Here is a 20,796-nt window from a genome sequence, read left to right as displayed (position 1 = left end):
TCTTGCAAGAAATCGGCCCCCTGGAGGTGAAGATGGCGCTGCCTAGCTCGTCAAAAATCGTCATCATTGGCGGCGGCATCATCGGCTGCTCCACGGCCTATCATCTGGCGGCAATGGGCCAAGAGGTGCTGTTGTTAGAGAAAGCCGCGCTGACCTCCGGCTCCACCTGGCACGCCGCGGGGCTGGTGGGGCAGCTGCGCTCTAACGCCAACGTCACGCAGCTTCTGGGCTATTCGGTAGAGCTCTATGCCAAGCTTGAGGCCGAGACCGGCCAGGCCACGGGCTGGAAGCAGAACGGCGGGCTGCGACTGGCCTGCAACCAAGAGCGCTGGACCGAAGTGCGCCGCCAGGCCACCACCGCGCGCAGCTTCGGGCTGGAGATGGAGCTCCTCTCGCCGCAAGAGGCGCAGGACCTCTGGCCCCTGATGGATGTCAGCGACGTGGTCGGCGCGGCCTTCCTGCCCACCGATGGGCAGGCCAACCCTTCGGACATTGCGCAGGCCCTGGCGAAGGGCGCGCGGGCGAATGACGCGCATTTGGTCGAGCATTGTCCCGTGACGGAGATCCTAACAGAGGACGGGCGTCTGACCGGGGTGCGGACCACTCAGGGCGATGTGGCCTGCGAGAAGCTGGTGCTCTGCTGCGGGCAATGGACGCGCGACCTGGCCGCCACGATTGGCGTCGCGGTGCCGCTGGTCTCAATCGAGCATCAATACATGATTACCGAACCGATGGGCGTGCCCTCGGACCTGCCGACCCTGCGCGACCCCGACCGGCTGACCTATTGGAAGGAGGAGGTCGGCGGGCTGGTCATGGGCGGCTACGAGCCGAACCCGATCCCTTGGGCCGTCGGCGGACTGCCGGATCCCTTCGACTTCCAGCTTCTTGAGAGCAATTTCGACCACTTCGAGCAGATCACCGAGCTGGCATTGCCACGCGTGCCCGCCCTGCAAGAGGCGGGGATCAAGCAGCTGCTGAACGGGCCAGAGAGCTTTACCCCCGATGGGAACTTCATCCTCGGCGAGGCGCCAGAGATGGAGAACGTGTTTGTCGGCGCGGGGTTCAACGCCTTTGGGATCGCCTCGGGCGGTGGCGCGGGCATGGCGCTGGCGGAATGGGTCGCCAATGGCGCGCCGCCCTATGACCTCTGGCCGGTGGATATCCGCCGCTTTGGCACGCCGCATCGCGATCTGGATTGGGTCCGCGCCCGCACGCTAGAGGCCTATGCCAAGCACTACACCATGTCCTGGCCCGCAGAGGAGCACCGCTCGGCCCGGCCTTATCGCCGCTCGCCGCTTTATGAGATCTTGAAAACCGGCGGCGCGGTCTTCGGCGAGAAGCTCGGCTGGGAGAGGCCCAACTGGTTCGCCGCGCCGGGGGAGCTTGCCGAGGACGTCTATACCTACGCGCGGCCCAACTGGTTTAAGGCCGTGGCGCGGGAGCACCGCGCGGCCCGAGAGACCGCGGCGCTCTTCGACCAATCGTCCTTCGCGAAGTTCATCCTGCGCGGGCCGGACGCGGAGGCCGCGCTGGGCTGGGTCGCCGCGAACCGCGTGGACGTGCCGGTTGGGCGCGTCGTCTACACGCAGATGCTGAATGACCACGGTGGCATCGAGTGCGACCTAACCTGCACGCGCATCGCGCCTGACGCCTATTACATCGTCACCGGGACCGGGTTCGCGGCGCATGATTTCCACTGGGTGCGGCGGAGCATCCCCAAGGGGATGTCCGCGGCCCTTGAAGATGTGACCGATGCATTCTCCGTGCTGTCCCTGTTCGGCCCGCAGGCGCGGGCCATTCTGGCGGCGGTGACCGCGGCGGATGTCTCGGACGCAGCAATCCCATTTGCGACCGCGCGCGAGATCGATATTCAGGGCCGCGCGGTTCGCGCCATTCGCATCACCTATGTCGGCGAGCAGGGCTGGGAGCTGCATATGCCGATCGAGGACGCGCCGGTGATCTACGAGGCCCTGCTCAAGGCCGGCGGCCCCTTGGGGCTGCGCAACGCAGGCTACCGCGCGATCGAGACGCTTCGGTTGGAGAAGGGCTATCGCGCCTGGGGCAGCGATATCGGGCCCGACCACACGCCGCTGGAGGCCGGGCTTAGCTGGGCGGTGAAACTGCGGACGGATCAGGAGTTTCGCGGGCGCAGGGCGCTAGAGGCGCAGCGCGCGGGTGGTGTCAAGAAGATGCTGGCGAGTTTCACCGCGGCGCCGGAAGTGATCCTGCTGGGCCGCGAGACGATCTATCGCGACGGCGCGCGCTGCGGCTGGCTGTCCTCGGGCGGGTTCGGGCACACGGTTGGGCGCGCCATTGGGATGGGCTATGTGCGCTGCGATGCGGGTGTGGAGCGCGACTACGTGCTCTCTGGTGCCTATGAGCTGGAGGTCGCCGGAGAGCGTGTGCCCGCGCAGGTCTCGCTCGAGCCGCTCTACGATCCCGGCTCGGAAAGACTGCGTGGTTGATGTGCTTTGACGCGGCTCTGGCCTGGAACGGACGATTGGGCGCGCCAAATCTCTTGCAAGAGATTTGCACTTTCCTTCCAAGGAAAGTTGGGTCCGCAGGTCGGCAAGCGGTTGCGCATAGGCGATCATTTCGGGGCGCGGCAAAGAAACTCTTGCAAGAGTTTCGCAATTTTCTTGCAAGAAAATTGTGTCGCGCCAAGGTCTGATGGCGGCCAAAACTTGCCGTCAAACCAAACCTAACCGATCTGCGCCAACACCTCTTTAGTCACCGCCTGCGTGCCCATGTCGCCGCCGAATTCCATCGGTCGGAGGCGGTTGGCCGCAAACCCCGCGCTGACAGCGTCTTCGATCCGCGCGGCGGCGACGGCGAAGATGTCTAGCCCTGAGCGCTCCGCCAGGTATTCCAGCATCAGCGCGCCAGACAGGATGGCCGCCAGCGGGTTGGCCTTGTCCTGGCCCATGATGTCCGGCGCCGAGCCATGCGCGGGCTGAAAGAGCCCGATCTCGTCGCCGATCTCGGCGCAGGCGGCCATGCCCATGCCCCCGACCAGGCCCCCCGCCAGATCCGACAGGATGTCGCCGAACATGTTCTCCATGACCAGCACGTCGCAGTCCCAGGGCGCGCGGACGAGGTTCAGCGCCTGCGCGTCGACATAGGCATAGCCGGTCTCGACATTGGGGAATTCCGGGGCGATCTCGTCATAGATCTTGCGGAAGAAGGCCATGGAGGCGAATACATTGGCCTTATCCACGCAGGTCAGGCGGCCGGGGGCGCCCTTCGCCTTGCGCCGCTCGGCCAGGCGGAACCCAAAGCGGTGCAGCTTCTCGGTGGTGGCTCGCGTGATGCGCAGCGTGTCGCGCACCTCGTCGTCGCCGATCACCTGAGCGCGGCCATGGGCGGCGGCGGAGTAGAACAGCCCCTCGGTGGATTCGCGTAAGATCACCAGGTCGATATCCGCGGCCCGCGGATCGGCCAGGCGTCGCGGCGCGTTGGGATAGGCCTTTACCGGGCGCACGCCCGCATAAAGCCCGAAACGGTCGCGCAGGCGCAGATGCGGGCTGATCTCGGTGCCATCCGCGTGGCGCACAGAGGGCAGGCCGATGGCGCCAAGAAAAATCGCGTCGCATGCGCCGCAGCGTTCCTCGCCGCCCGGCTCGATGTCTTGCCCTGTCTCTTGAAAGTAGCCCGCGCCCGCCTGGATCGGCACATAGCGCAGCGGCGCGGCGCCGACCAAGGAAAGGGCGCGATCCACCACGGCCAGCGCCGCGTCGGTGACGTCAACGCCGATGCCGTCCCCCTTGATCACCGCGACGCTGAGGCCGGTCATCGCAGCACCTCGCCGCCCGCCATCAGCTATTGCTGCACGACCACGCGCAGGCTGTCATAGCCGTGCTTGATCACCATCTTGTAAAGCGTCTTGGCGTTGTCGGGGTGCAGGCGCACGCAGCCGGCACTGGCCGGGCTGCCGAGGCGGCTGATCTGCGAGGTCCCATGGATGGCGTAATCGCCGTTGTAGAAGATGGACCAAGGCATCGGCGCGTTATTGTAAAGCGAGCTCTTGTGCTTGGCCGATAACCACTCCACGCCCCATTCGCCCAGCGGTGTTTCCTTGCCAGGGCGCGCGGTGGACACGGGCCATTTGTGGAGCGGCTCACCATTCACCTCTACAACCATCTCTTGGGTCGAGATGTCGACCCATGCGACGATCTCTGTCGAGGCGTTCGCACCCCCTGATAGCAGCGCGATGGCGGTGCAAAGAGCAGCAATAATTCTCATCAGACTCCCCCGAATCTCTCAATGAGCTCATACTGCGGCATTCCCCTGTGCATCGCAAGTTTGCCAAAGTTATCCACAGGTTATGGGGCGGTCTGTATAAATTCGTGCCGCGCCAGAGAGCGTTGCGTCGCGCAACTGCGGCGGGTAACCTTCCAACAAATTTGGCGTTCTGGATATTGTGAACATGATCCGCAAGGCGATCATCATCTGGACATTCGTGGCAGCGGCCGCCGCCGCGCATGAGGATCTGGACGGCATTGCGCGCAGCCATGCGGACGAGATCTTTGTCCCCACAAACATCCAGCTCTTGAGCTTCATCCGCTTCACCCGCGCCGAGCATAAGCTGGTGCTCGATCGGATGCTGCGCGATGGCGCCGCGCATTTTGTTGGGACCATGTCGCGGCCGCTGACGGTTCAGGCGTTCCTGGCGGGGCGCGTGTCGCCGCGGGTGACGTCGAAATTCGTGTGGGAGATGGCGCAGCTGCCGGACTGGGATTCCCGCGCGGCGCGCCTGACCGAGCAGGCGGCGATCCTGCGCGAGGCGCAGGCGCGGTTGGGGGACACCATCGAGACGCTCCAGGCCGAGGGGACGGATGCCGCTGCCCGCGACGTGCAAGCGGCCGAGGAGGATCTCGCAGCGGTGGGGGCGCTGCTGGCTTTGGTTGAGTTATGGCAGACGAACCCCATGGATGGGGCGGGCAGCTAGGCCCCCTGGACACTCACCAGAACGCCCCAGTTTCAGTCGAATACTGGTCCAGACCAGGCATTTGAGCGCTGCAATAGCCGCCTATTTCAAGCTCAGATAACGCAAACTGGGCAATATCTGTCTCGCGCTGAGTCGGTCTGCTGAGTGTCCACCGGCCCAAGCCTACCCGACGATGCGCCCGGTCTCGAGCCGCACCACGCGGTCCATGCGCGCCGCGAGCTCTAGGTTATGGGTGGCGATCAGCGCGGACATGCCGGTCTCACGCACCAGCGCCATGAGCGCCTCGAAAACCACGTCCGAGGTGCCGGGGTCGAGATTGCCCGTCGGCTCATCGGCCAGCAAGAGCCCCGGCGCGTTCGCCAGCGCACGGCAGAAAGCGGTGCGCTGCTGCTCGCCGCCAGAAAGGGCCGCGGGGCGGTGGCTGGCGCGCTCAGCGATGCCCACGGTGGCCAGCAGCTCAGCGGCGCGGGCCTCGGCGGTGGCGCGCGCCACACCATTGGCAAGCTGCGGCAGCACGATGTTTTCCTGCGCCGTGAACTCCGGCAGCAGGTGGTGGAACTGGTAGATGAAGCCCACGGCGCGGCGGCGCAGCGCTGTGCGGCGGCGGTCGCCCAGGCCGGTGATCGCCTGGCCCGCGATGCGCAATTCGCCAGTATCGGCGTTGTCCAGCAGGCCGGCGATGTGCAGCAGCGTTGACTTGCCGGCCCCGGAGGGCGCCACCAGGGCCACGACCTCGCCCTTGGCCACGCTCAGATCCACCCCGCGCAATACATTGATCTCGTTGGGCTGGCCCGGGTTGTAGGTCTTCTTAACCCCCGTCAGCCCCAGCGCCTCATCACTCATAGCGCAGCGCCTCCACAGGGTTCATCCGCGCGGCGCGCCGGGCGGGGAAGATCGTCACCACAAAGCTCAAGCCCAGCGACAGCCCCACGGCGCGGGCCAGATCGCTCCACAAGAGCAGCGCGGGCGGGAAGATGTAGCCGTCGCGCTCCAGCGACTGGCGCTGCTGCCCGGTGACCAGGTCCACGACCTGATAGATGCTCTCGATATTCAGCGCGAAGAGCACCCCAATCCCCACACCCAGCGCCGTGCCCACCACGCCAATCGAGGCGCCCACGATCAGGAACACCCGCAAGATCGCGCCCTCGGTCAGCCCAACCGTGCGCAGGATGCCGATGTCGCGCCCCTTGTTCTTGACCAGCATGATCAGGCCGGAGACGATGTTCATCGTCGCGATCATCACCAGAATCGCCAGCAGGATAAACAGCGCGTTGTCCTGCATCTGCAGCGCGCGCAGGAAGGCGCCCGCGCTGTCGCGCCAGGTCCAGACGAGCGCCCGTTCGCCCGCGGCCTCCAGCAGAGCGGGAATGGCAGCGTCCACCGCCTCGGGCTCGGCCAGCATGACCTGGATCTCATCGGCCACGCCCTCTTTGTTGAAATAGGCCTGTGCCTCATCGAAGGGCAAAAAAACCCGCGTCTTGTCCACGAGAAAGCGCCCGGAATGGAAGATATAGGCCACCTCATAGGCGTTCACGCGCGGCGAGGTGCCAAAGGCGGTGCGCACGCCGTTGGGCGAGATCAGCTTGATCTTGTCGCCGACGCTGGCGGCAATCTCGCGGGCCACGCCGCTGCCGATGGCGATGCCCTGGCCGGGCCCGGTGCCGAAACTCTCAAGGCTGCCCAGGGACTGGGAGGACCCGGCGATGCCGGGGATCTCTAGCAGGTCGGGCTTGGTGATCCCGAACACCTCCACACCCGCATTGCTCGCCCGCAGGTTTGCCAGAACCTGCCCCTTCACCAGGGGTGCCGCGCGCAAAACGCCGCCCACGGCAGAGACACGCTCGGCCATCTCGGCGTAATCCGTCAGGGCGCGGGTCGTCTGCCCGGTCTCGGTGACATAGAGCTGCGAATAGACGGTCACATGCGCGTCGGTGCCCAGGACGGTGTCGACGAACTCGGCCCGGAACCCCGCCCGCACCGCCAGCGTGGCAACCAGGGCGAAGACCGCCAAAGTGACCCCGATCAGGCTTATCCAGGTCATGGTCGAGACCCCGCCCTCGGCACGGCGCGCGCGCAGGTAGCGCCAGGCGATCATCCACTCGAACGGGGCAAAGGGGGCGGTTTTCATGGAAGATGTGGTATAGGATTGTGCGAATAGGTCAAGGAGTGGCGTCTCCACAGCGTTGCAAACCCACAATGTAAAGGTGCGTAGGATGGGTTTTGAACCCATCCTTGTGACGGGGAAGGTGGGTTCGAAACCCACCCGACCAAAGCCAAAGAATCTACGGCTTCATCTCTGCTAGGTCGTTCCACAGTGGCTTTATCGACGCCCCATGCCCGACCGCCGTGGGCTAATCTGGCTGCCTCGCCTGATCCTCTTGCGGCTCGCTCTTGAGGCCATCGATCTGGTCCTCAAGCTCGCGCATCTGGTCCTCAAGGTCGCGGATCTGCTCTGTGGGATTCTCTTGCCAAGTCCTTCGAATGACGGCGCCGATGCCCTTAAAGAGCCCCATCAGGATCAACCAAACCGCGCTGAAACCAATTGCGGCACATATGAACCCGTCGATGGTGACCGGGACCGCGGGGCGGAAATCGTCCCAGGTGGCGCCAATAAGCGAGCGGTCGTTCAGCCGGTAGACCTGGCCCAGCCGCTGCAGGGGTGAGGCCTCGCGAAGCGCGACATAGTTGCGCTCTAAGGTGCTGAAGCGTTCGATCTCTGCGGCCTTGGTCAGCCCCTGGTCCTGCAGAAAGGGATCGTCAGACACGAGGAACCTGTCCAGCGCCTGTTGCCGAGTGATGCCCGCATCCGCGGCCGTGGCGTCAAATGCCTCAATAGCGGGTCGCAATCCGTCGGCGGCCCCGCCGAGGCGCTGCAAGTACTGCTGCGAAAACTCTGGAAACTGGCTGAGCCCCGCCGCGCCCCCAAGTCCCGCCACGAATGCCAGTATCCGGATCATCTGCCCGCCCCGAGCCGTTGCTTCGCGACCAGATTAAAGCAAACCCCGCGCGATGGGAATTGACGAAAATGCGGCTTTGCGCGCATTCTTGGCCTATGAGAGCTTCGAGACCAGGAGCTCTGGCTTGATCTCCTCGCTCTCGCCTGTCTTGCGGTTGGTCAGCTCCACCACGCCGTTCTTCAGCCCGCGCGGGCCCACGGTGACGCGCCAGGGGCAGCCCACCAGGTCCATCGTGGCGAATTTGGCGCCGGCGCGCTCCTCGCGGTCGTCATAGAGCGGCTCCAGGCCCGCCTTGGTCAGCTCCGAATAGAGCTGCTCGCACATCCCGTCCGTGCCCGCGTCGCCCTGCTTCATGTTGAGGATGCCGACCTTGAAGGGCGCGACCTCGAAGGGCCAGATGATGCCGTTCTCGTCATGGCTGGCCTCGATGATGGCGCCCGCCAGGCGGCTGACGCCGATGCCATGGCTGCCCATATGCACCGGCACCTGGTTGCCCTCGGCGTCCTGCACCGTCGCGCCCATGGGCTCGGAGTATTTCGTGCCGAAGTAGAAGATCTGCCCGACCTCGATCCCGCGGGCCTTGCGGCGGAACTCTTCGGGCGTCTCCACGAAGATTGCATCCTCATGGGTGTCGTCGGTACGCGCGTAGAGCGCGGTGAACTCGTCGAGGATGCTCCGGCACTGCGCGACACTGCCATAGTCGATCTCGCGCGCACCCAGCCGGATGTCCTCGATTCGCGCGTCATAGAAGACCTCGCTCTCGCCGGTCTCGGCCAGCACCAGGAATTCATGGGTGTGATCGCCGCCCACGGGGCCGCCCTCGGCCTTCATCGGGATCGCCTGCAGCCCCATGCGCTCATAGGTGCGCAGGTAGCTGACCAGGTGCCGGTTGTAGGCGTGCAGCGCATCGGCCTCGGTGAGGTCAAAGTTGTAGCCGTCCTTCATGTAGAACTCGCGCCCGCGCATCACGCCGAAACGGGGGCGGACCTCGTCGCGGAACTTCCACTGGATGTGATAGAGCGTCAGCGGCAGGTCCTTGTAGCTGTTGACATGGCTGCGGAAGATGTCGGTGATCATCTCCTCGTTGGTGGGCCCAAACAGCATGTCGCGCCCGTGCCGGTCCTCGATGCGCAGCATCTCGCGGCCGTAGTCGTTGTAGCGGCCGGATTCCTGCCAAAGCTCGGCGGGCTGGATCGTGGGCATGAGCATCGGGTGGTGGCCCGCGCGGATCTGCTCCTCATGCACGATGTTCTCAATGTTTTTCAGCACCTTGAAGCCCATCGGCAGCCAGGAGTAGATCCCGGCGGCCTGCTGCTTTATCATACCCGACCGCAGCATCAGGCGGTGCGAGACGATCTGCGCCTCGGCGGGGTTTTCCTTGAGGACGGGCAGGAAGTAGCGGGTGAGGCGCATGGCTGGGCTCTCCGGGGTCAAATCACGAGTTCCCGACGGGGATATGGGAAGCGCCGCCCGGGGGCAAGACGGGCTGGAGTGCGGCGCCGGTTTTACCTGGAGGCGCGTAGTGTTTGCGAATTGGTTTTGAGGCTCTTTCGCGGTCGGGTTGTGGTTTGGAGCGGGCATAAGAAACCCGCTCCGGGCTTGACCCGGGGCCTCCCCCTTGAACCAAGCGCAACCCGGGCAGCGGCCGACCTGGAGGTCGCCTGCGCATCAGCTCAATCGCTCACATCATTTCCGGAAATCGAAACGTTTCAAATATACGCGCGGTTGCAAATGCGGCCTCCTGGGGGAGGTCGGCCGCAGCCCAGGCAAGCTGGGCGGTCGCTCTATGTAAGTCCCGCTGCGTCTGGTGTCGGCAAACGTTGTCAGGGTGGTGCGCTTGATGCGCAACGTCCGCTCCAGGCCATTTCCGCCAATTCACATAGATTGCCCAAGGCCCCCTATGGTCCATCCGCATAGCGGGCGGGGTCCGGCTGCAATAAGCTGTCGAGCATTGGCGAAAGATCCTCGATCTGCTCGGCGATGATATGGCAGACCCCGCCCTCGCGCTGGATTTTGCCGGTCACCTTCAACAGTCGCCCGGCGATCACCGCGCGGCGGAACTGCTCGTAGACCTTGCGCCAGACGATCACGTTGGAGACGCCGAACTCGTCCTCCAGGGTGATGAAGATCACCCCGTTGGCGGTGCCGGGGCGCTGGCGCACCAGCACCAGCCCCGCCACGGCCACGCGCGCGCCGTTCGGCGGGTGCTCTAGCAGGGAGTGCGGCAGGACGCTGGGCGGGCGCGGCCATTCTGGGGAGGGGCGGGCGGCGTAGGGCATGAGAACATATATAGAACATCGACGGCGGTAAGCAAAGCAACGATTGTCACTGGAAAATTGCTCCAGAAAGCCGTATTTGGCCAAGTCGAGAAGAGACAAGAGGGCACCCATGGCGAAGATCACCTATATCGAGCACAGCGGCACCAAACATGAGGTTGAGGTGGCCAACGGCCTGACCGTCATGGAGGGCGCGCGCGACAACAACATCCCCGGCATCGAGGCGGATTGCGGCGGCGCCTGCGCCTGCTCGACCTGCCATGTCTATGTGGACCCGGCCTGGGTGGAGAAGCTGCCCGGCAAGGAGGCCATGGAGGAGGACATGCTGGACTTCGCTTTCGAGCCCGACCCCGCGCGCTCGCGCCTGACCTGCCAGTTGAAAGTCACCGACGCGCTGGACGGGCTTGTGGTGCAGATGCCTGAGAAGCAGATTTAAGTTGGCCGGAGCATTTCCAGAGGAAGTGGATACCGGTTCCTCGTCCGGAAATGCGACCAAATCTAAGAGAGCGCCGCGTCTGCCGTCGCTCCCGTTGCCCGCGGTCTTACGCGGCGCGGCGATAGCTTTGTGCGCGTTGCTATCGGTGCAGGGCGCTCAAGCGCAATGGGTCGAGCGTTGCGTCGAGGTCGAAAAAGGCCCTCTCGCGAAGGTCTGCTTCGCCAACGTGACCGGCGAGGCACCTTACGGCCACGGCGTGTTAGGCGATACCCTAGAATGGGAGACGCTCATACTTTGGCGCCGCGATGATGCATGGAAGGGGCGGGGTGCGGTCTACCTTGAGCCCCGCCATGTTTTTGAGGATGTATTACCGCGTGTTGTCGATCTTGATGCCGACGGGGTGCCAGAGATCGTTGCCGTTCAGTCAAGTTTCGCCCAGGGCGCGCGCCTGGTAATATTTCGCATGTCGCAGGACCTTGACAAGATGCTTGCCGCCGCGACGCCCTATATTGGCACGCGCTATCGCTGGCTGGCGCCATTGGGCGCGGCGGACCTGGACGGGGACGGGCACATGGAGCTGGCCTATATCGACCGGCCGCATCTGGCGAAGACCCTGCGCGTTTGGCGCTACAGGGACGGCGCGGTGAGCCAGGTCGCGTCCCTCCCTGGGCTGACGAACCACCGGATCGGCGAGAACTGGATCTCGGGCGGGATACGCGACTGCGGCGCGGGCCCCGAGATGATCACCGCCGACGCGCGCTGGCGCAGGGTCATCGCCACCCGACTGGAGGGCGGCGCGCTTATCCCGCGCGACATCGGCGCGTTTGACGGGCAGGGCTCTTTCGCGCGGGCGCTGGTCTGCGAGTGACCGGGGCACGCCAAGGCGCCTGACATCGGAGAAACTTTACATCGGAGAAACTTTGCCACACGGGCACCAGATTTTGTCATAGCATCTAGACATTTTGCCTTTAAGCTTTAGTTAATACAGGTGAATCCAAACCTGCCCGCTGCAGAGCTATTCTGGACCAAAAAGTGACTGCCATGGATATTCGTGAGTACCTTAAGGCCTTCACCCAAAAGGACAATCGCATCGCCTCGCTGAGCTTCTTCGGCACATTCGCGGCGTTCTTCCCGGGCCTCTATTTTGCCGCGCGGATCGTGGACGCGGGCTATTGGTGGGCCGCGGCGCCCTTTGTGATGGTGGTCACCTTCGGCCTGACGCGGCTATACGTGCTGCAGCACGACCTGGGGCATTACTCGCTGTTCGAGCGCAAGTGGCAGAACGACTGGGCGGGCGTGCTGGCGTCGATCTTCACCTTCACGCCCTACCGCACGGGGCAGTATAACCACAACATGCACCACGCCTATCTGGGCAATCTCGACCACCGCGACACGACCGAGATCTTCACCATGACCAAGCGGGAATGGGACGCGGCGGACTGGAAGACGCGGCTGGGCTACCGGCTGTATCGCAACCCGGCGATCCTGATCCCGGTGGGCGGGCTCTTTACCTACTTCATCGCCTATCGCTGGCCCAAGAACGCCGCTAAGATCGGCGTCGCGGGCGTGCTGGCGCATAACGCGCTGATGTTCACCTGGTTCGGGCTGCTCTACCTGTGGCTGGGCTGGGCGGGCCTGGGCGTGCTGGCCGTGGCGGCGGTGATCGCGGCCAATATGGGCGTCTTCATGGTCTTCCTGCAGCACAACTTCGAGGACACCTATTGGGAGCGCAAGCCCGACCTGGATTTCCGCATGGCGACCCTGCAGGGCTCGAGCTGCCTGGACCTGGGCCATTGGTGGGACATCGGCACCTGCAACATCGCCTATCATGACATCCACCACTTCATGCCCGCCATCCCCAGCTACCGGCTGCGCAAGGCGCATCACGGCATGCCCGAGCATCTAGCGCTGCGGCGTATCAAATGGCCCGAGGCCTTCGCCAGCTTCCGCCTAAAGCTGTGGGACGAGGAGGCCAAGCGCCTGGTGCCATTCCCGAAATCGCCCAAGGCCGCCGCCATCCCGGCAGAATAACGCCCCAAAAGGGCGAAACACTCACAGAATGACGCGCGCGATCATGTAACTCCAGCGTTGGGCGGGATTTGCGGTGGCCTGACCGCTCGGCGGGATTTGATGGCGACGATACTTGCAGGTCAACTGGGCGACGGTTCAGCGCGGTAAGTGACGTGGACGCCTCTGCGCGAGGCAAGGTGACGCGTCATCCGAGACCTTCGTCAACGCAGCGAGCCGTGCGGGGGGCGACAATCGCCCCGAATTTCTTGACCTTCATAGGGCGGCGCATCTTCCCCGAGTTGCCCCTGCGTTGGATCTCCGCGTCGCGCCTCTTGCCAAGTTTGCGCGCCCGCCGCGACGCCGTCTGACAGCTCGGGGAGGGGCTTGCGCTCCCCTGCAGCAAGCTGTCGGATGCGACGGTGAGGTGCGGCGCTCCGTTCGTCTGCGCAAAAGAGGCCATATATGACAAACATGACGCTAAACGTGGCCCTGACGCGTCGCAGATCGGTGCGCAGTTATGCGGATGCGCCGGTGCCTGCGGATGCGATCCACGGGATCGCCGGGCTTGTGCTGGGATCCGTGACCCCGGACGGCAAGCGCGCCGCGCCCTCTGCGGGTGGGCTCTACCCGCTGGGGCTTGGGGTGGCTGCGCGCCATGTCGATGGCATGGAAGGCGGGCTTTATGCCGCCAGCGGTGACGTGCCCGCCCTGCGCCGGATTGATGACCGGGACACGCTGCCCGCGCTGGGTGAGGCCGCGATTGGAGACCAGCCCTGGGTGGCGGGCTGCGCCTGCATCGTCACACTGATCGGGGATGGCGCCAGGATGGCGGGCCACTTCGCCGATCAGCCGCCCAAAGGCGCGCGCGGCGCGCGGTATCTTTACATTGAGGCAGGGGCCGCGGCGCAGAATGCCATGCTCTATGCGACCGAACGCGGCGTCGGCTCGGTGCTGGTGGCAGGGTTCGACGATCAGGCGACCGCGTTGGCATTGCGGGTCGAGGCGCCCGAGGTCCCGCTGCTGCATCTGTGCTTGGGGATGCCCGAGGGCTAGAGCTTTGGCGGCTTGTCCGGGTCCATGCCCGGCGCGCCTGGGATCTGTATCTGCTCGGGCTCGGGTAGGTCGAACCGGAGCCCGACTTTGGCCAGTCGCGCCGCTATGGGATCGCTGGCGTCAAAAAAGGCCACGTCCAGCGTCGCCGCCTCTAACCCTGAGAACGTCAGCGCTTCGTGCACCGCCTGGGCCAGCGCCGTCTCGGCGCCCGGCTGGGCGTCAATGAAGGCCAGCATATGCGAAAGCGCGCCGCTGTCGTAGCGCACGCCCGACAGGTAGGCGAGGCGCGCGAGCCCCGCCGCTGTGGCTAGTTTCGCGTCGATGCCGGTCAGCAGCGCCTCGGGCAATCCTGCGGGGGGCAAGAGCTCCTGCGGGGTGGCAGCGGTCTCCTGCGGGGTGTCCGCCAGGGTCGCGCTGAGCCAGTCCACCACATCGGTGGGCACCGGGTGGGCGGTCTCCTCGGCGTCGGCGTTGAGGATGAAGCCGATGCCCTGACCGGCCAGCATCTCGGCCAGCGCGCGCCCGGTCATGCCGGCATAGGGCGCGGGGCGCCCTACGAAGCTGGCCAGCCGGTCCTCGCGATCAAAGACCAACAGATAGGTGCCCTCTGGGGTCTCAAAGACCTCAGGCGACACGGTCTCGCCCTGCGGCTCCTCCGAGAGCAGCAGGAACAGCTCGGACGCGGCGAGCAGGTCGAAAAAGCGCAGCTGCGCGGCCTCGCCGCCATCCGCCATTGCGGCGCAGGCCGCGTCGAGCGGGGTCACGCCAGCACCTTTTGCACGCGGGCGCGCAACGCGGGCAATAGATCGGCCTCGAACCAGGGGTGCCGCTTGAGCCAGGCCGTGTTGCGCCAGCTTGGATGGGGCAGGGGGAAGGCACGCGGGGCGTGGTCGCGCCAGGCGGCCACGGTTTGGGTCACGGCGGTTTTAGCGCCGAGATGCCACTTCTGCGCGTATCCCCCCACCAAAAGCAGCAGCGGCGGCCGGTCGAGCGCCGCCATCACGCGCCCGTGCCAGGTCTTGGCGCAGACGGGCGGCGGCGGCAGGTCCGCGCCCTTGCGGTAGCCCGGAAAGCAGAACGCCATGGGCAGCACCGCGACCCGGTCCCGGTCGTAGAACGTGTCCCGGTCGATCCCCAGCCAGTCGCGCAGCCGGTCGCCAGAGGGGTCGTCGAACGGGATGCCAGACCTATGCACCCGCATCCCCGGGGCCTGTCCGCAGATCAGAATGCGCGCGCCCGCGTCGAACCAAACAACCGGGCGCGGCGCGTGCGTCGTCTCGGTCGCCGCGAAGCGGTCCGCGCAGAGGAGGCAGGCGGCGATCTCGGATTTCAGAGCGGCGAGGGTCATGGGGTGTGCTGGTAGCGGGGAATGGGTTGAGAGGGAAGGCGTGGGGTTGTTTTTGGTCTGGAGCGGTCATTGGCGCGTCACAATTTTCTTGCAAGAAAATTGCGAAACTCTTGAAAGAGTTTCTTCGGCGCGCCCCGAAATGATCCTCTATGCGCAACCCCTTACCCGCGTGCGGGCCCAACTTTCCTTGGAAGGAAAGTGCAAATCTCTTGCAAGAGATTTGACGCGCCCAGCGAGCCATTCCAGGCCCAATCCAACAAACTCCGAATTCTCAACTTGACATTATTTCGATAATTCTAGAAATAACGAAACATGAAAGCACACCGCGAGTCGCATATCACCACTGTCGAGGCCGCCTCGACCTTCGCCGCGCTGGGCTCCGAGCAGCGCCTGGGCGTGTTGAACGCCTTGGTGCGCGCCGGGCCAGAGGGGCTCTCTATCGGAGAGCTGGGCAATCGCACCGGCGTCACCGGATCGACACTGACCCACCATATGAAGGTGCTCGCGGGGGCAGGGCTCGTCGTGCAAGAGAAACGCGGGCGCTCGATCATCTGCGCGGCGGCGGCCTTTGACCTGGTCGAGGCGCTGTCGCAATTTCTTCTCTCAGAATGCTGCGCCGATACGGATGCAGGGCACAAGGACCATCGACATGGCTGATCTCACGCAACGCGCGCCCGGCGGGCCGAGCCTTTGGAAGCGGCTGGACAAGGCCTGGCTGGCGGTCGCGGTGATCCCGCTGATCGTGCTGGTGCTGGACGCGGCGATGTTCCTGCCGGTGGTGCGCACGGCGCTCGGCGCCTTTGCGGGCACGGCGCCGATCATCCTGTTCGCCATATCCGCGGTGGCCTATGTTAAGGCCTCTGGCGCCGAGACCTTGATCGCCAAGGCCTTTGAGGGTGACGTGCGCGTGATGATCGTGCTGGCTGCGCTCATGGGCGGGCTCTCGCCCTTCTGCCCCTGCGAGGTGATCCCCTTTATCGCGGCGCTCTTGGCCGTGGGCGCGCCCCTGGCCGCGGTGATGGCCTTCTGGCTGGCCTCGCCGCTGATGGATCCGGCGATGTTTCTGATCACGGCGGGCGAGTTGGGGCTGGCCTTCGCGCTGGGCAAGACCGTGGCGGCGGTGGCTCTGGGGCTCTTTGGGGGCTTTGCCACGATGGCCTTCGCGCGCTCGGCGGTCTTCGCCGATCCGCTGAAGGAGAAGCCCGCCGTGGGCGGCTGCTGCGGCGTCAAGAAGCCCTTCCAGGGCAAGCCCGTCTGGCGGTTCTGGACCGAGGCCGAGCGCCGCGTGGCCTTCCGCGACAGCTGGGTCGAGAACGCGCTGTTTCTGGTGAAGTGGCTCATGATCGCCTACCTCTTTGAGGCCATCATGGTCGAATACGAGACCACGCAGTTCGTGGCGCAGTTCCTGAGCGGCGAGGGCGTCTTTACCATCTTGATGGCGGCGCTGATCGGGATGCCGGCCTACCTGAACGGCTATATGGCCGTGGGCCTGATGGGCGGGCTGGTCGAGCAGGGCATGGCCCAGGGCGCGGCGATGGCCTTTGTGCTGGCCGGCGGCGTCAGCTGCATCCCGGCGGCGGTGGCGGTCTGGGCCTTGGTCAAGCCGCGGGTCTTTGCGGCCTATCTGGGTTTTGCCTTCATCGGCGCGGTGCTGGCCGGGCTGGCCTGGAACCTGGTCGCCTAGAAATCAGGCGCCGCGCTGAACTCAGCGCAGTTAAGGCGCAAACATAGTGCCAAGTTGTTGCCCGCAGGCGATTTTTGTTCTATCCCGGATGGACGGAATTAATGCGGGGGATTGTCAGTGTATAGGGTTTGGAACTTTGTCACGAACTACTCGATCCTCCTCATCGCGGGCGCGCTGATCGCGCTGGTCTGGGCCAATCTCGATAGCGCCAGCTATAAGTACCTCGTCGAATACCCGCTGTTAATGAACGACTGGGTCGGCGTGGACGCGTCCTATTGGCTGAAATCCTACGGTAAGTATTACGGCTACACGGAGCTGGGCGACGTCCAAAAGGTGCTGTCCTTCCACTACCTCGTCAACGACGTGCTGATGGCGTTCTTTTTTGCCATTGCCGCCAAGGAGGTCTGGGAGGCGGTGATCCTCAAGAACGGCAGCCTGCGCGGGCGCAAGGCGGCCACGCCCCTGGTGGCCACGGCGGGGGGCATGTTTGGGCCCATCGCGGTCTATCTGGGCCTGGCGCTTTACCTGGGCTCGGACACTTACAATGCGGTGGCGAATGGCTGGGCGGTGCCCGTGGCGACCGACATCGCCTTCGCCTACCTGGTGGGGCGGCTGGTCTTCGGGGCCGGGCACCCGGCGGTGCGCTTCTTGCTGCTGCTGGCGATTGCCGACGACGCGGCGGGGCTGATCATCCTGGCGGTGTTCTATCCCTCCGGAGAGCTGGCGCCGGAGATGCTGCTGCTCTCGGTGGCGGCGGCCATCGGGGTCTACGTGCTGTTCAACTGGCTACCGCGCCGCATGGACCAGGGCAACCAGTTGCGCCCAGTCTCGACCTGGGTGCGCAACCGGCTGTCGTTCTGGCCCTATCTTCTGGCCAGCGCCATCAGCTGGTACGGCTTCCAAGAGGCGGGGCTGCACCCAGCGCTGGGGCTTCTGCCCATCGTGCCGACGCTGCCGCATGCCGACCGCGCCTTTGGCATCTTCAGCGAGGCCGAGCAGTACCTGACCGACCTGCTGAACCACACCGAGCACCTGTTGAAGCACCCGGTCGAAATCGTGCTGTTCTTCTTCGGGCTGCTGAATGCGGGCGTCGAGTTCTCGGCCATCGGGGAGGCGACTTGGCTGGTGCTTGCGGGGCTGCTGATCGGCAAGCCGGTGGGCATCCTGCTGTTCGGCTGGTTCGCAGCCGGGCCGATGCGGCTTGGGCTGCCGGCGGGGATGCGCACGATTGATCTGTTTGTGATCGGCTTTGTGGCGGCGATTGGGTTCACCGTGTCACTGTTCATTGCCTCGGTGGCGTTCGAGAGCGGGCCGGTGCAGGATGCGGCCAAGATGGGCGCGCTGTTAAGCTTCTTTGCGGCCGTGGTCTCGATCATCGCGGGCCGATTGTTCAGGATTGAGCGACAGGAGAGCTGATTTTCCCTTTGAGATGGATGACATTGTTGTCATTCTCATACCAATCGGCGGAAAATCTGCCCGGATTTCGCCGCAATCCTATGGGATCTGTTGAATCTTAGGGATTCTATCCGACATAATGCTGCCCAGATGGTAGTTTACTCCTTATCATTAAGATCGCGTGTATAAATGCGGCACCTCAGCAGTACACAAAAAGGCACCCATGCTTGAATTTGAGAATGTCAGCAAGTCCTTCTGGACCGGCAAGCAGCGCAAGGTCATCCTTGATCGGGCGTCTTTTCGCGTTGAGCTGGGCAACTCGCTGGGCGTCCTGGCGCCGAATGGGACCGGCAAGACCACGCTGGTGAACATGATTGCCGGCCTGGAGAAGCCCGACGAGGGCGTGATTCGCCGCGATTGCCGCATCTCGTTCCCGCTGGGCTTCATGGGCGGCGTGGTGCCGCGCCATACGGCGCGCGAGAACTGCCGCTACATCGCGCGGCTCTACGGGCTGGACCCGGATTACATCGAGGCGTTCTGCCGCTGGCTTTGCGGGCTCGAAGAGTATTTCGAGATGCCGGTCGGCACCTATTCGGCGGGCATGAAGGCCCGGCTGAACTTTGCGTTGCTGCTGGCGTTGGACTTTGACATCTATTTGATTGACGAGGGCATGCCCTCGACGACGGATGTGGAGTTCAATCGCAAAGCGGGCTCGATCATGCGCGAGCGGCTGATGGAGAGCACGATCATCGTGGTCTCGCACCAGCCGAAAACGCTAGAAAAATTCTGCCGTTCCGCCGCTGTTCTGCGCGACGGCCAGTTCCACATGTTTGACAGCCTCGAAGAGGCAAGGGTGATGTATGAGTACCAAACCTAGAGCCAAAAAGTTCCGCATCCGCCGCAGTGGTCCGGCTCCTTTGGACCCGGCGCGCCGCGCGGGGGTGGCGGGCGAAGCGCCTGCGCCGCAAGGCGGGCCGACCGCAGCTGGTGCGCAGCCGGTCGATGACCAGATGTTCGCGCCATCGGACGCGGATGACGGCTTTGGCGACGCGCCGTTCCCGACCGCCGCCGCGGCTGGCGCTGGGACTGGTGCTGGCACTGGCGCTGGGGCTGGGGCGGCAAAGCCCGCGCTCGTAGAGGAAGCCCCCGAAGAGACCCTCGCGGAAATCCGCAAGGAAGGCCTGACGGGCCGCCAACTGCGCATGGCCCGCCGCGTGGCGCAAAAGCATGGGCTGGCGCCGACCTCCGATTTCGACGCTGTGCGGCTCTTGCGGGCCAAGGGCATCGACCCGTTCCAGCGCACCGGCGCGCTAGAGCTTGTTGTCTCGCCGCAGGGCGACGGCGCGACCATGAGCACCGCGGACGCGCGCGCTATGCCTGCCGGGGCTGGCGTGCCGCAGACCGTGCCGAAGCCAAAGCTGCCCGCGACAGAGGTCCTAACCGAGGACACCCGGGCCAAAGAAATCATCCGCATGCAGCGCGACATCGTGCGGCGGCGGCGGCGCAAGCTGATCCAGCTTGTCACCCGATTGGGTTTCTTTGTGCTGCTGCCGACATTCCTGGCCGGCCACTACTTCTATGTCACGGCCACGCCGATGTTCTCGACCAAGTCGGAGTTCGTGATCCAGCAGGCGCAGCCGGCCAATGGCGCCGCCGGCGGGCTTGGCGGGCTCTTTACGGGCACCAGTTTCGCGACCAGCCAGGATTCGATTGCCGTGCAGGGCTATCTGGGCTCGCTTGATGCGATGCTACGGTTGGAGCAGGATCTGGGCTTTATCAGCCACTTCAGCGACGAGCGCATCGATCCGCTGCAGCGGCTGGAAATCGACGCCACCAAAGAGCAGGCGTACAAGGTCTTCAAGAAGAAAGTTCTGATCAGCTACGACCCAACCGAGGGCCTCATTAAGATGGAGGTGATCGCCGCCGATCCGCAAGTCGCGCAGAGCTTTGCAGAGCGGCTGATCTCCTACGCCGAAGAGCAGGTCGATAACCTCACCCAGCGCCTGCGCGAGGATCAGATGTCCGGCGCGCTCAAAAGCCTTTCCGAGGCCGAGAAAAAGCTGCTGTCGGCGCAGGCCAAGGTGCTGGAGATCCAGCAGAAACTGGGCGTCCTTGACCCGGTCACCGAAAGCCAAGCGCTGATGACGCAGATCACGTCCTTTGAGACCCAGCTGCAGGAAAAGAAGCTGCAACTGGCGCAGCTGCAGTCCAACGCGCGCCCCAACAGCGCCCGCGTCGAGGGCACCGAGGGCGACATCGCGCGCCTGAGCAGCCTGATCGAAGAGCTGCGCTCGCAGCTGACGCAGAACAGCTCTTCCAGCGAGTCGCTGGCCTTCATCACCGGGCAGTTGCGCCTGGCCGAGGCCGATCTGCAGACCCGTCAGGCGTTGGTCACCCAGGCTGTGCAGCAGCTTGAGACCGCGCGGATCGAGGCGAACCGGCAGACGCGCTATCTTGAGAACTCGGTCAAGCCCATCGTGCCCGACACGGCGAGCTATCCGCGCGCGTTTGAGAACACGATCCTCGCCTTCCTGATCTTCGGCGGCATCTATATGATGTTCTCGCTGACCGCGTCGATCTTGCGCGAGCAGGTCTCGGCCTAGGGCGGGCTTCTTAGCTGGGCTAGGCCCAGCACCGCCCGCTTTGGCGCGTTCTGACGCCAGATCGAGCCGCCTGCCATCACGCAAGC

The 20,796-nt window shown here is 64.7% G+C and carries 20 protein-coding genes; 11 read left to right on the top strand and 9 right to left on the bottom strand.

All coding sequences use genetic code 11. The features are described 5' to 3' along the window. Positions 1 to 32 precede the first annotated feature (32 nt). Positions 33 to 2,465 carry a GcvT family protein gene (locus AIOL_RS12710; RefSeq protein WP_049645429.1) on the top strand — a complete coding sequence of 811 codons (2,433 nt, stop codon included), beginning with the start codon at positions 33 to 35 and terminating at the stop codon, positions 2,463 to 2,465. A gap of 236 nt (positions 2,466 to 2,701) precedes the next feature. On the opposite strand, the gene AIOL_RS12705 is transcribed toward AIOL_RS12710, so the two are convergent. After that, positions 2,702 to 3,793, bottom strand: coding sequence for an isocitrate/isopropylmalate dehydrogenase family protein (locus AIOL_RS12705; protein WP_049643319.1), 1,092 nt, complete (start codon positions 3,791 to 3,793; stop codon positions 2,702 to 2,704). Positions 3,794 to 3,819: 26 nt separating this feature from the next. Beyond that, entirely contained in the window at positions 3,820 to 4,242 is a 423-nt protein-coding gene (locus AIOL_RS12700; protein ID WP_152912514.1) for a L,D-transpeptidase, read from the bottom strand. A 184-nt stretch (positions 4,243 to 4,426) separates the two neighbouring features. Here AIOL_RS12700 and AIOL_RS12695 point away from each other — a divergent pair, with 184 nt between their 5' ends. Then, positions 4,427 to 4,948, top strand: a complete 522-nt coding sequence (locus tag AIOL_RS12695; protein ID WP_049643317.1) for a hypothetical protein — start codon at positions 4,427 to 4,429, stop codon at positions 4,946 to 4,948. A 162-nt stretch (positions 4,949 to 5,110) separates the two neighbouring features. On the opposite strand, the gene AIOL_RS12690 is transcribed toward AIOL_RS12695, so the two are convergent. The 5 genes from AIOL_RS12690 to AIOL_RS12670 all read right to left on the bottom strand — a co-directional run bounded on the left by AIOL_RS12690 (position 5,111) and on the right by AIOL_RS12670 (position 10,184). After that, positions 5,111 to 5,791, bottom strand: coding sequence for an ABC transporter ATP-binding protein (locus tag AIOL_RS12690; protein WP_049643316.1), 681 nt, complete (start codon positions 5,789 to 5,791; stop codon positions 5,111 to 5,113). After that, a complete protein-coding gene (locus tag AIOL_RS12685) occupies positions 5,784 to 7,076 on the bottom strand; it encodes an ABC transporter permease (RefSeq protein ID WP_049643315.1) in 1,293 nt (430 codons plus the stop codon). The genes AIOL_RS12690 and AIOL_RS12685 overlap by 8 nt, the downstream gene beginning before the upstream one ends. A 223-nt stretch (positions 7,077 to 7,299) precedes the next feature. Continuing rightward, on the bottom strand, positions 7,300 to 7,905 hold the full coding sequence (locus AIOL_RS12680) for a DUF2937 family protein (protein ID WP_049643314.1): 606 nt from the start codon (positions 7,903 to 7,905) through the stop codon (positions 7,300 to 7,302). Between the two features lie 93 nt (positions 7,906 to 7,998). Beyond that, on the bottom strand, positions 7,999 to 9,318 hold the full coding sequence (gene proS, locus AIOL_RS12675) for a proline--tRNA ligase (protein ID WP_049643313.1): 1,320 nt from the start codon (positions 9,316 to 9,318) through the stop codon (positions 7,999 to 8,001). Positions 9,319 to 9,803: 485 nt separating this feature from the next. Continuing rightward, positions 9,804 to 10,184, bottom strand: a complete 381-nt coding sequence (locus AIOL_RS12670; protein WP_049643312.1) for an OB-fold nucleic acid binding domain-containing protein — start codon at positions 10,182 to 10,184, stop codon at positions 9,804 to 9,806. Positions 10,185 to 10,293: 109 nt separating this feature from the next. On the opposite strand from AIOL_RS12670, the gene AIOL_RS12665 reads away from it, so the two are divergent. The 4 genes from AIOL_RS12665 to AIOL_RS12645 all read left to right on the top strand — a co-directional run bounded on the left by AIOL_RS12665 (position 10,294) and on the right by AIOL_RS12645 (position 13,680). Beyond that, complete coding sequence (locus AIOL_RS12665; RefSeq protein ID WP_049643311.1) at positions 10,294 to 10,617, top strand: 2Fe-2S iron-sulfur cluster-binding protein; 324 nt, start codon at positions 10,294 to 10,296, stop codon at positions 10,615 to 10,617. A gap of 25 nt (positions 10,618 to 10,642) precedes the next feature. Beyond that, positions 10,643 to 11,485 carry an FG-GAP repeat domain-containing protein gene (locus AIOL_RS25920; protein WP_326973179.1) on the top strand — a complete coding sequence of 281 codons (843 nt, stop codon included), beginning with the start codon at positions 10,643 to 10,645 and terminating at the stop codon, positions 11,483 to 11,485. A 173-nt stretch (positions 11,486 to 11,658) separates the two neighbouring features. After that, positions 11,659 to 12,648 (top strand): fatty acid desaturase, encoded by a 990-nt coding sequence (locus AIOL_RS12655; protein WP_049643310.1) that lies wholly within the window; start codon positions 11,659 to 11,661, stop codon positions 12,646 to 12,648. 450 nt (positions 12,649 to 13,098) lie between these two features. Continuing rightward, positions 13,099 to 13,680: a SagB/ThcOx family dehydrogenase gene (locus AIOL_RS12645; RefSeq protein ID WP_235439000.1), complete on the top strand. Its 582-nt coding sequence runs from the start codon at positions 13,099 to 13,101 to the stop codon at positions 13,678 to 13,680. Here the strand turns inward: AIOL_RS12645 and AIOL_RS12640 are convergent. Together AIOL_RS12640 and AIOL_RS12635 are read right to left on the bottom strand one after the other, a co-directional pair. Further along, entirely contained in the window at positions 13,677 to 14,414 is a 738-nt protein-coding gene (locus tag AIOL_RS12640; protein ID WP_049645427.1) for an SseB family protein, read from the bottom strand. The genes AIOL_RS12645 and AIOL_RS12640 overlap by 4 nt on opposite strands. 26 nt (positions 14,415 to 14,440) lie before the next feature. Then, entirely contained in the window at positions 14,441 to 15,028 is a 588-nt protein-coding gene (locus AIOL_RS12635) for a uracil-DNA glycosylase family protein (protein WP_049643307.1), read from the bottom strand. Positions 15,029 to 15,340: 312 nt separating this feature from the next. On the opposite strand from AIOL_RS12635, the gene AIOL_RS12630 reads away from it, so the two are divergent. From AIOL_RS12630 to AIOL_RS12610, 5 genes are all read left to right on the top strand, one after another. Next, on the top strand, positions 15,341 to 15,685 hold the full coding sequence (locus tag AIOL_RS12630) for an ArsR/SmtB family transcription factor (protein WP_049643306.1): 345 nt from the start codon (positions 15,341 to 15,343) through the stop codon (positions 15,683 to 15,685). Further along, the gene (locus tag AIOL_RS12625; protein WP_049645426.1) at positions 15,678 to 16,712 is read left to right on the top strand and encodes a permease; all 1,035 of its coding nucleotides are present in this window, start codon (positions 15,678 to 15,680) and stop codon (positions 16,710 to 16,712) included. The genes AIOL_RS12630 and AIOL_RS12625 overlap by 8 nt, the downstream gene beginning before the upstream one ends. A 117-nt stretch (positions 16,713 to 16,829) precedes the next feature. Then, positions 16,830 to 18,128 carry a Na+/H+ antiporter NhaA gene (locus AIOL_RS12620; protein ID WP_049643305.1) on the top strand — a complete coding sequence of 433 codons (1,299 nt, stop codon included), beginning with the start codon at positions 16,830 to 16,832 and terminating at the stop codon, positions 18,126 to 18,128. A 202-nt stretch (positions 18,129 to 18,330) separates the two neighbouring features. Further along, on the top strand, positions 18,331 to 18,984 hold the full coding sequence (locus AIOL_RS12615) for an ABC transporter ATP-binding protein (RefSeq protein WP_049643304.1): 654 nt from the start codon (positions 18,331 to 18,333) through the stop codon (positions 18,982 to 18,984). Beyond that, complete coding sequence (locus AIOL_RS12610) at positions 18,968 to 20,710, top strand: capsule biosynthesis protein (RefSeq protein ID WP_049643303.1); 1,743 nt, start codon at positions 18,968 to 18,970, stop codon at positions 20,708 to 20,710. The genes AIOL_RS12615 and AIOL_RS12610 overlap by 17 nt, the downstream gene beginning before the upstream one ends. Positions 20,711 to 20,796 lie beyond the last annotated feature (86 nt).

It is taken from the genome of Candidatus Rhodobacter oscarellae, from assembly GCF_001078595.1.
Lineage (GTDB): Bacteria > Pseudomonadota > Alphaproteobacteria > Rhodobacterales > Rhodobacteraceae > Rhodobacter_B > Rhodobacter_B oscarellae.
Note: the sequence above shows the minus strand (reverse complement) of the source record. Positions and strands in the feature narration are given on the sequence as shown.

Coding starts and splice junctions, on each gene's coding strand:
- AIOL_RS12610 (WP_049643303.1), top strand. CDS start 18,968: ATGAGTACCAAACCTAGAGCCAAAAAGTTCCGCATCCGCCGCAGTGGT.
- AIOL_RS12655 (WP_049643310.1), top strand. CDS start 11,659: ATGGATATTCGTGAGTACCTTAAGGCCTTCACCCAAAAGGACAATCGC.
- proS (WP_049643313.1), bottom strand. CDS start 9,318: ATGCGCCTCACCCGCTACTTCCTGCCCGTCCTCAAGGAAAACCCCGCC.
- AIOL_RS12670 (WP_049643312.1), bottom strand. CDS start 10,184: ATGCCCTACGCCGCCCGCCCCTCCCCAGAATGGCCGCGCCCGCCCAGC.
- AIOL_RS12645 (WP_235439000.1), top strand. CDS start 13,099: ATGACGCTAAACGTGGCCCTGACGCGTCGCAGATCGGTGCGCAGTTAT.
- AIOL_RS12635 (WP_049643307.1), bottom strand. CDS start 15,028: ATGACCCTCGCCGCTCTGAAATCCGAGATCGCCGCCTGCCTCCTCTGC.
- AIOL_RS12630 (WP_049643306.1), top strand. CDS start 15,341: ATGAAAGCACACCGCGAGTCGCATATCACCACTGTCGAGGCCGCCTCG.
- AIOL_RS12695 (WP_049643317.1), top strand. CDS start 4,427: ATGATCCGCAAGGCGATCATCATCTGGACATTCGTGGCAGCGGCCGCC.
- AIOL_RS12705 (WP_049643319.1), bottom strand. CDS start 3,793: ATGACCGGCCTCAGCGTCGCGGTGATCAAGGGGGACGGCATCGGCGTT.
- AIOL_RS12640 (WP_049645427.1), bottom strand. CDS start 14,414: ATGGCGGATGGCGGCGAGGCCGCGCAGCTGCGCTTTTTCGACCTGCTC.
- AIOL_RS12710 (WP_049645429.1), top strand. CDS start 33: ATGGCGCTGCCTAGCTCGTCAAAAATCGTCATCATTGGCGGCGGCATC.
- AIOL_RS12690 (WP_049643316.1), bottom strand. CDS start 5,791: ATGAGTGATGAGGCGCTGGGGCTGACGGGGGTTAAGAAGACCTACAAC.
- AIOL_RS12685 (WP_049643315.1), bottom strand. CDS start 7,076: ATGAAAACCGCCCCCTTTGCCCCGTTCGAGTGGATGATCGCCTGGCGC.
- AIOL_RS12625 (WP_049645426.1), top strand. CDS start 15,678: ATGGCTGATCTCACGCAACGCGCGCCCGGCGGGCCGAGCCTTTGGAAG.
- AIOL_RS12700 (WP_152912514.1), bottom strand. CDS start 4,242: ATGAGAATTATTGCTGCTCTTTGCACCGCCATCGCGCTGCTATCAGGG.
- AIOL_RS12680 (WP_049643314.1), bottom strand. CDS start 7,905: ATGATCCGGATACTGGCATTCGTGGCGGGACTTGGGGGCGCGGCGGGG.
- AIOL_RS12665 (WP_049643311.1), top strand. CDS start 10,294: ATGGCGAAGATCACCTATATCGAGCACAGCGGCACCAAACATGAGGTT.
- AIOL_RS12615 (WP_049643304.1), top strand. CDS start 18,331: ATGCTTGAATTTGAGAATGTCAGCAAGTCCTTCTGGACCGGCAAGCAG.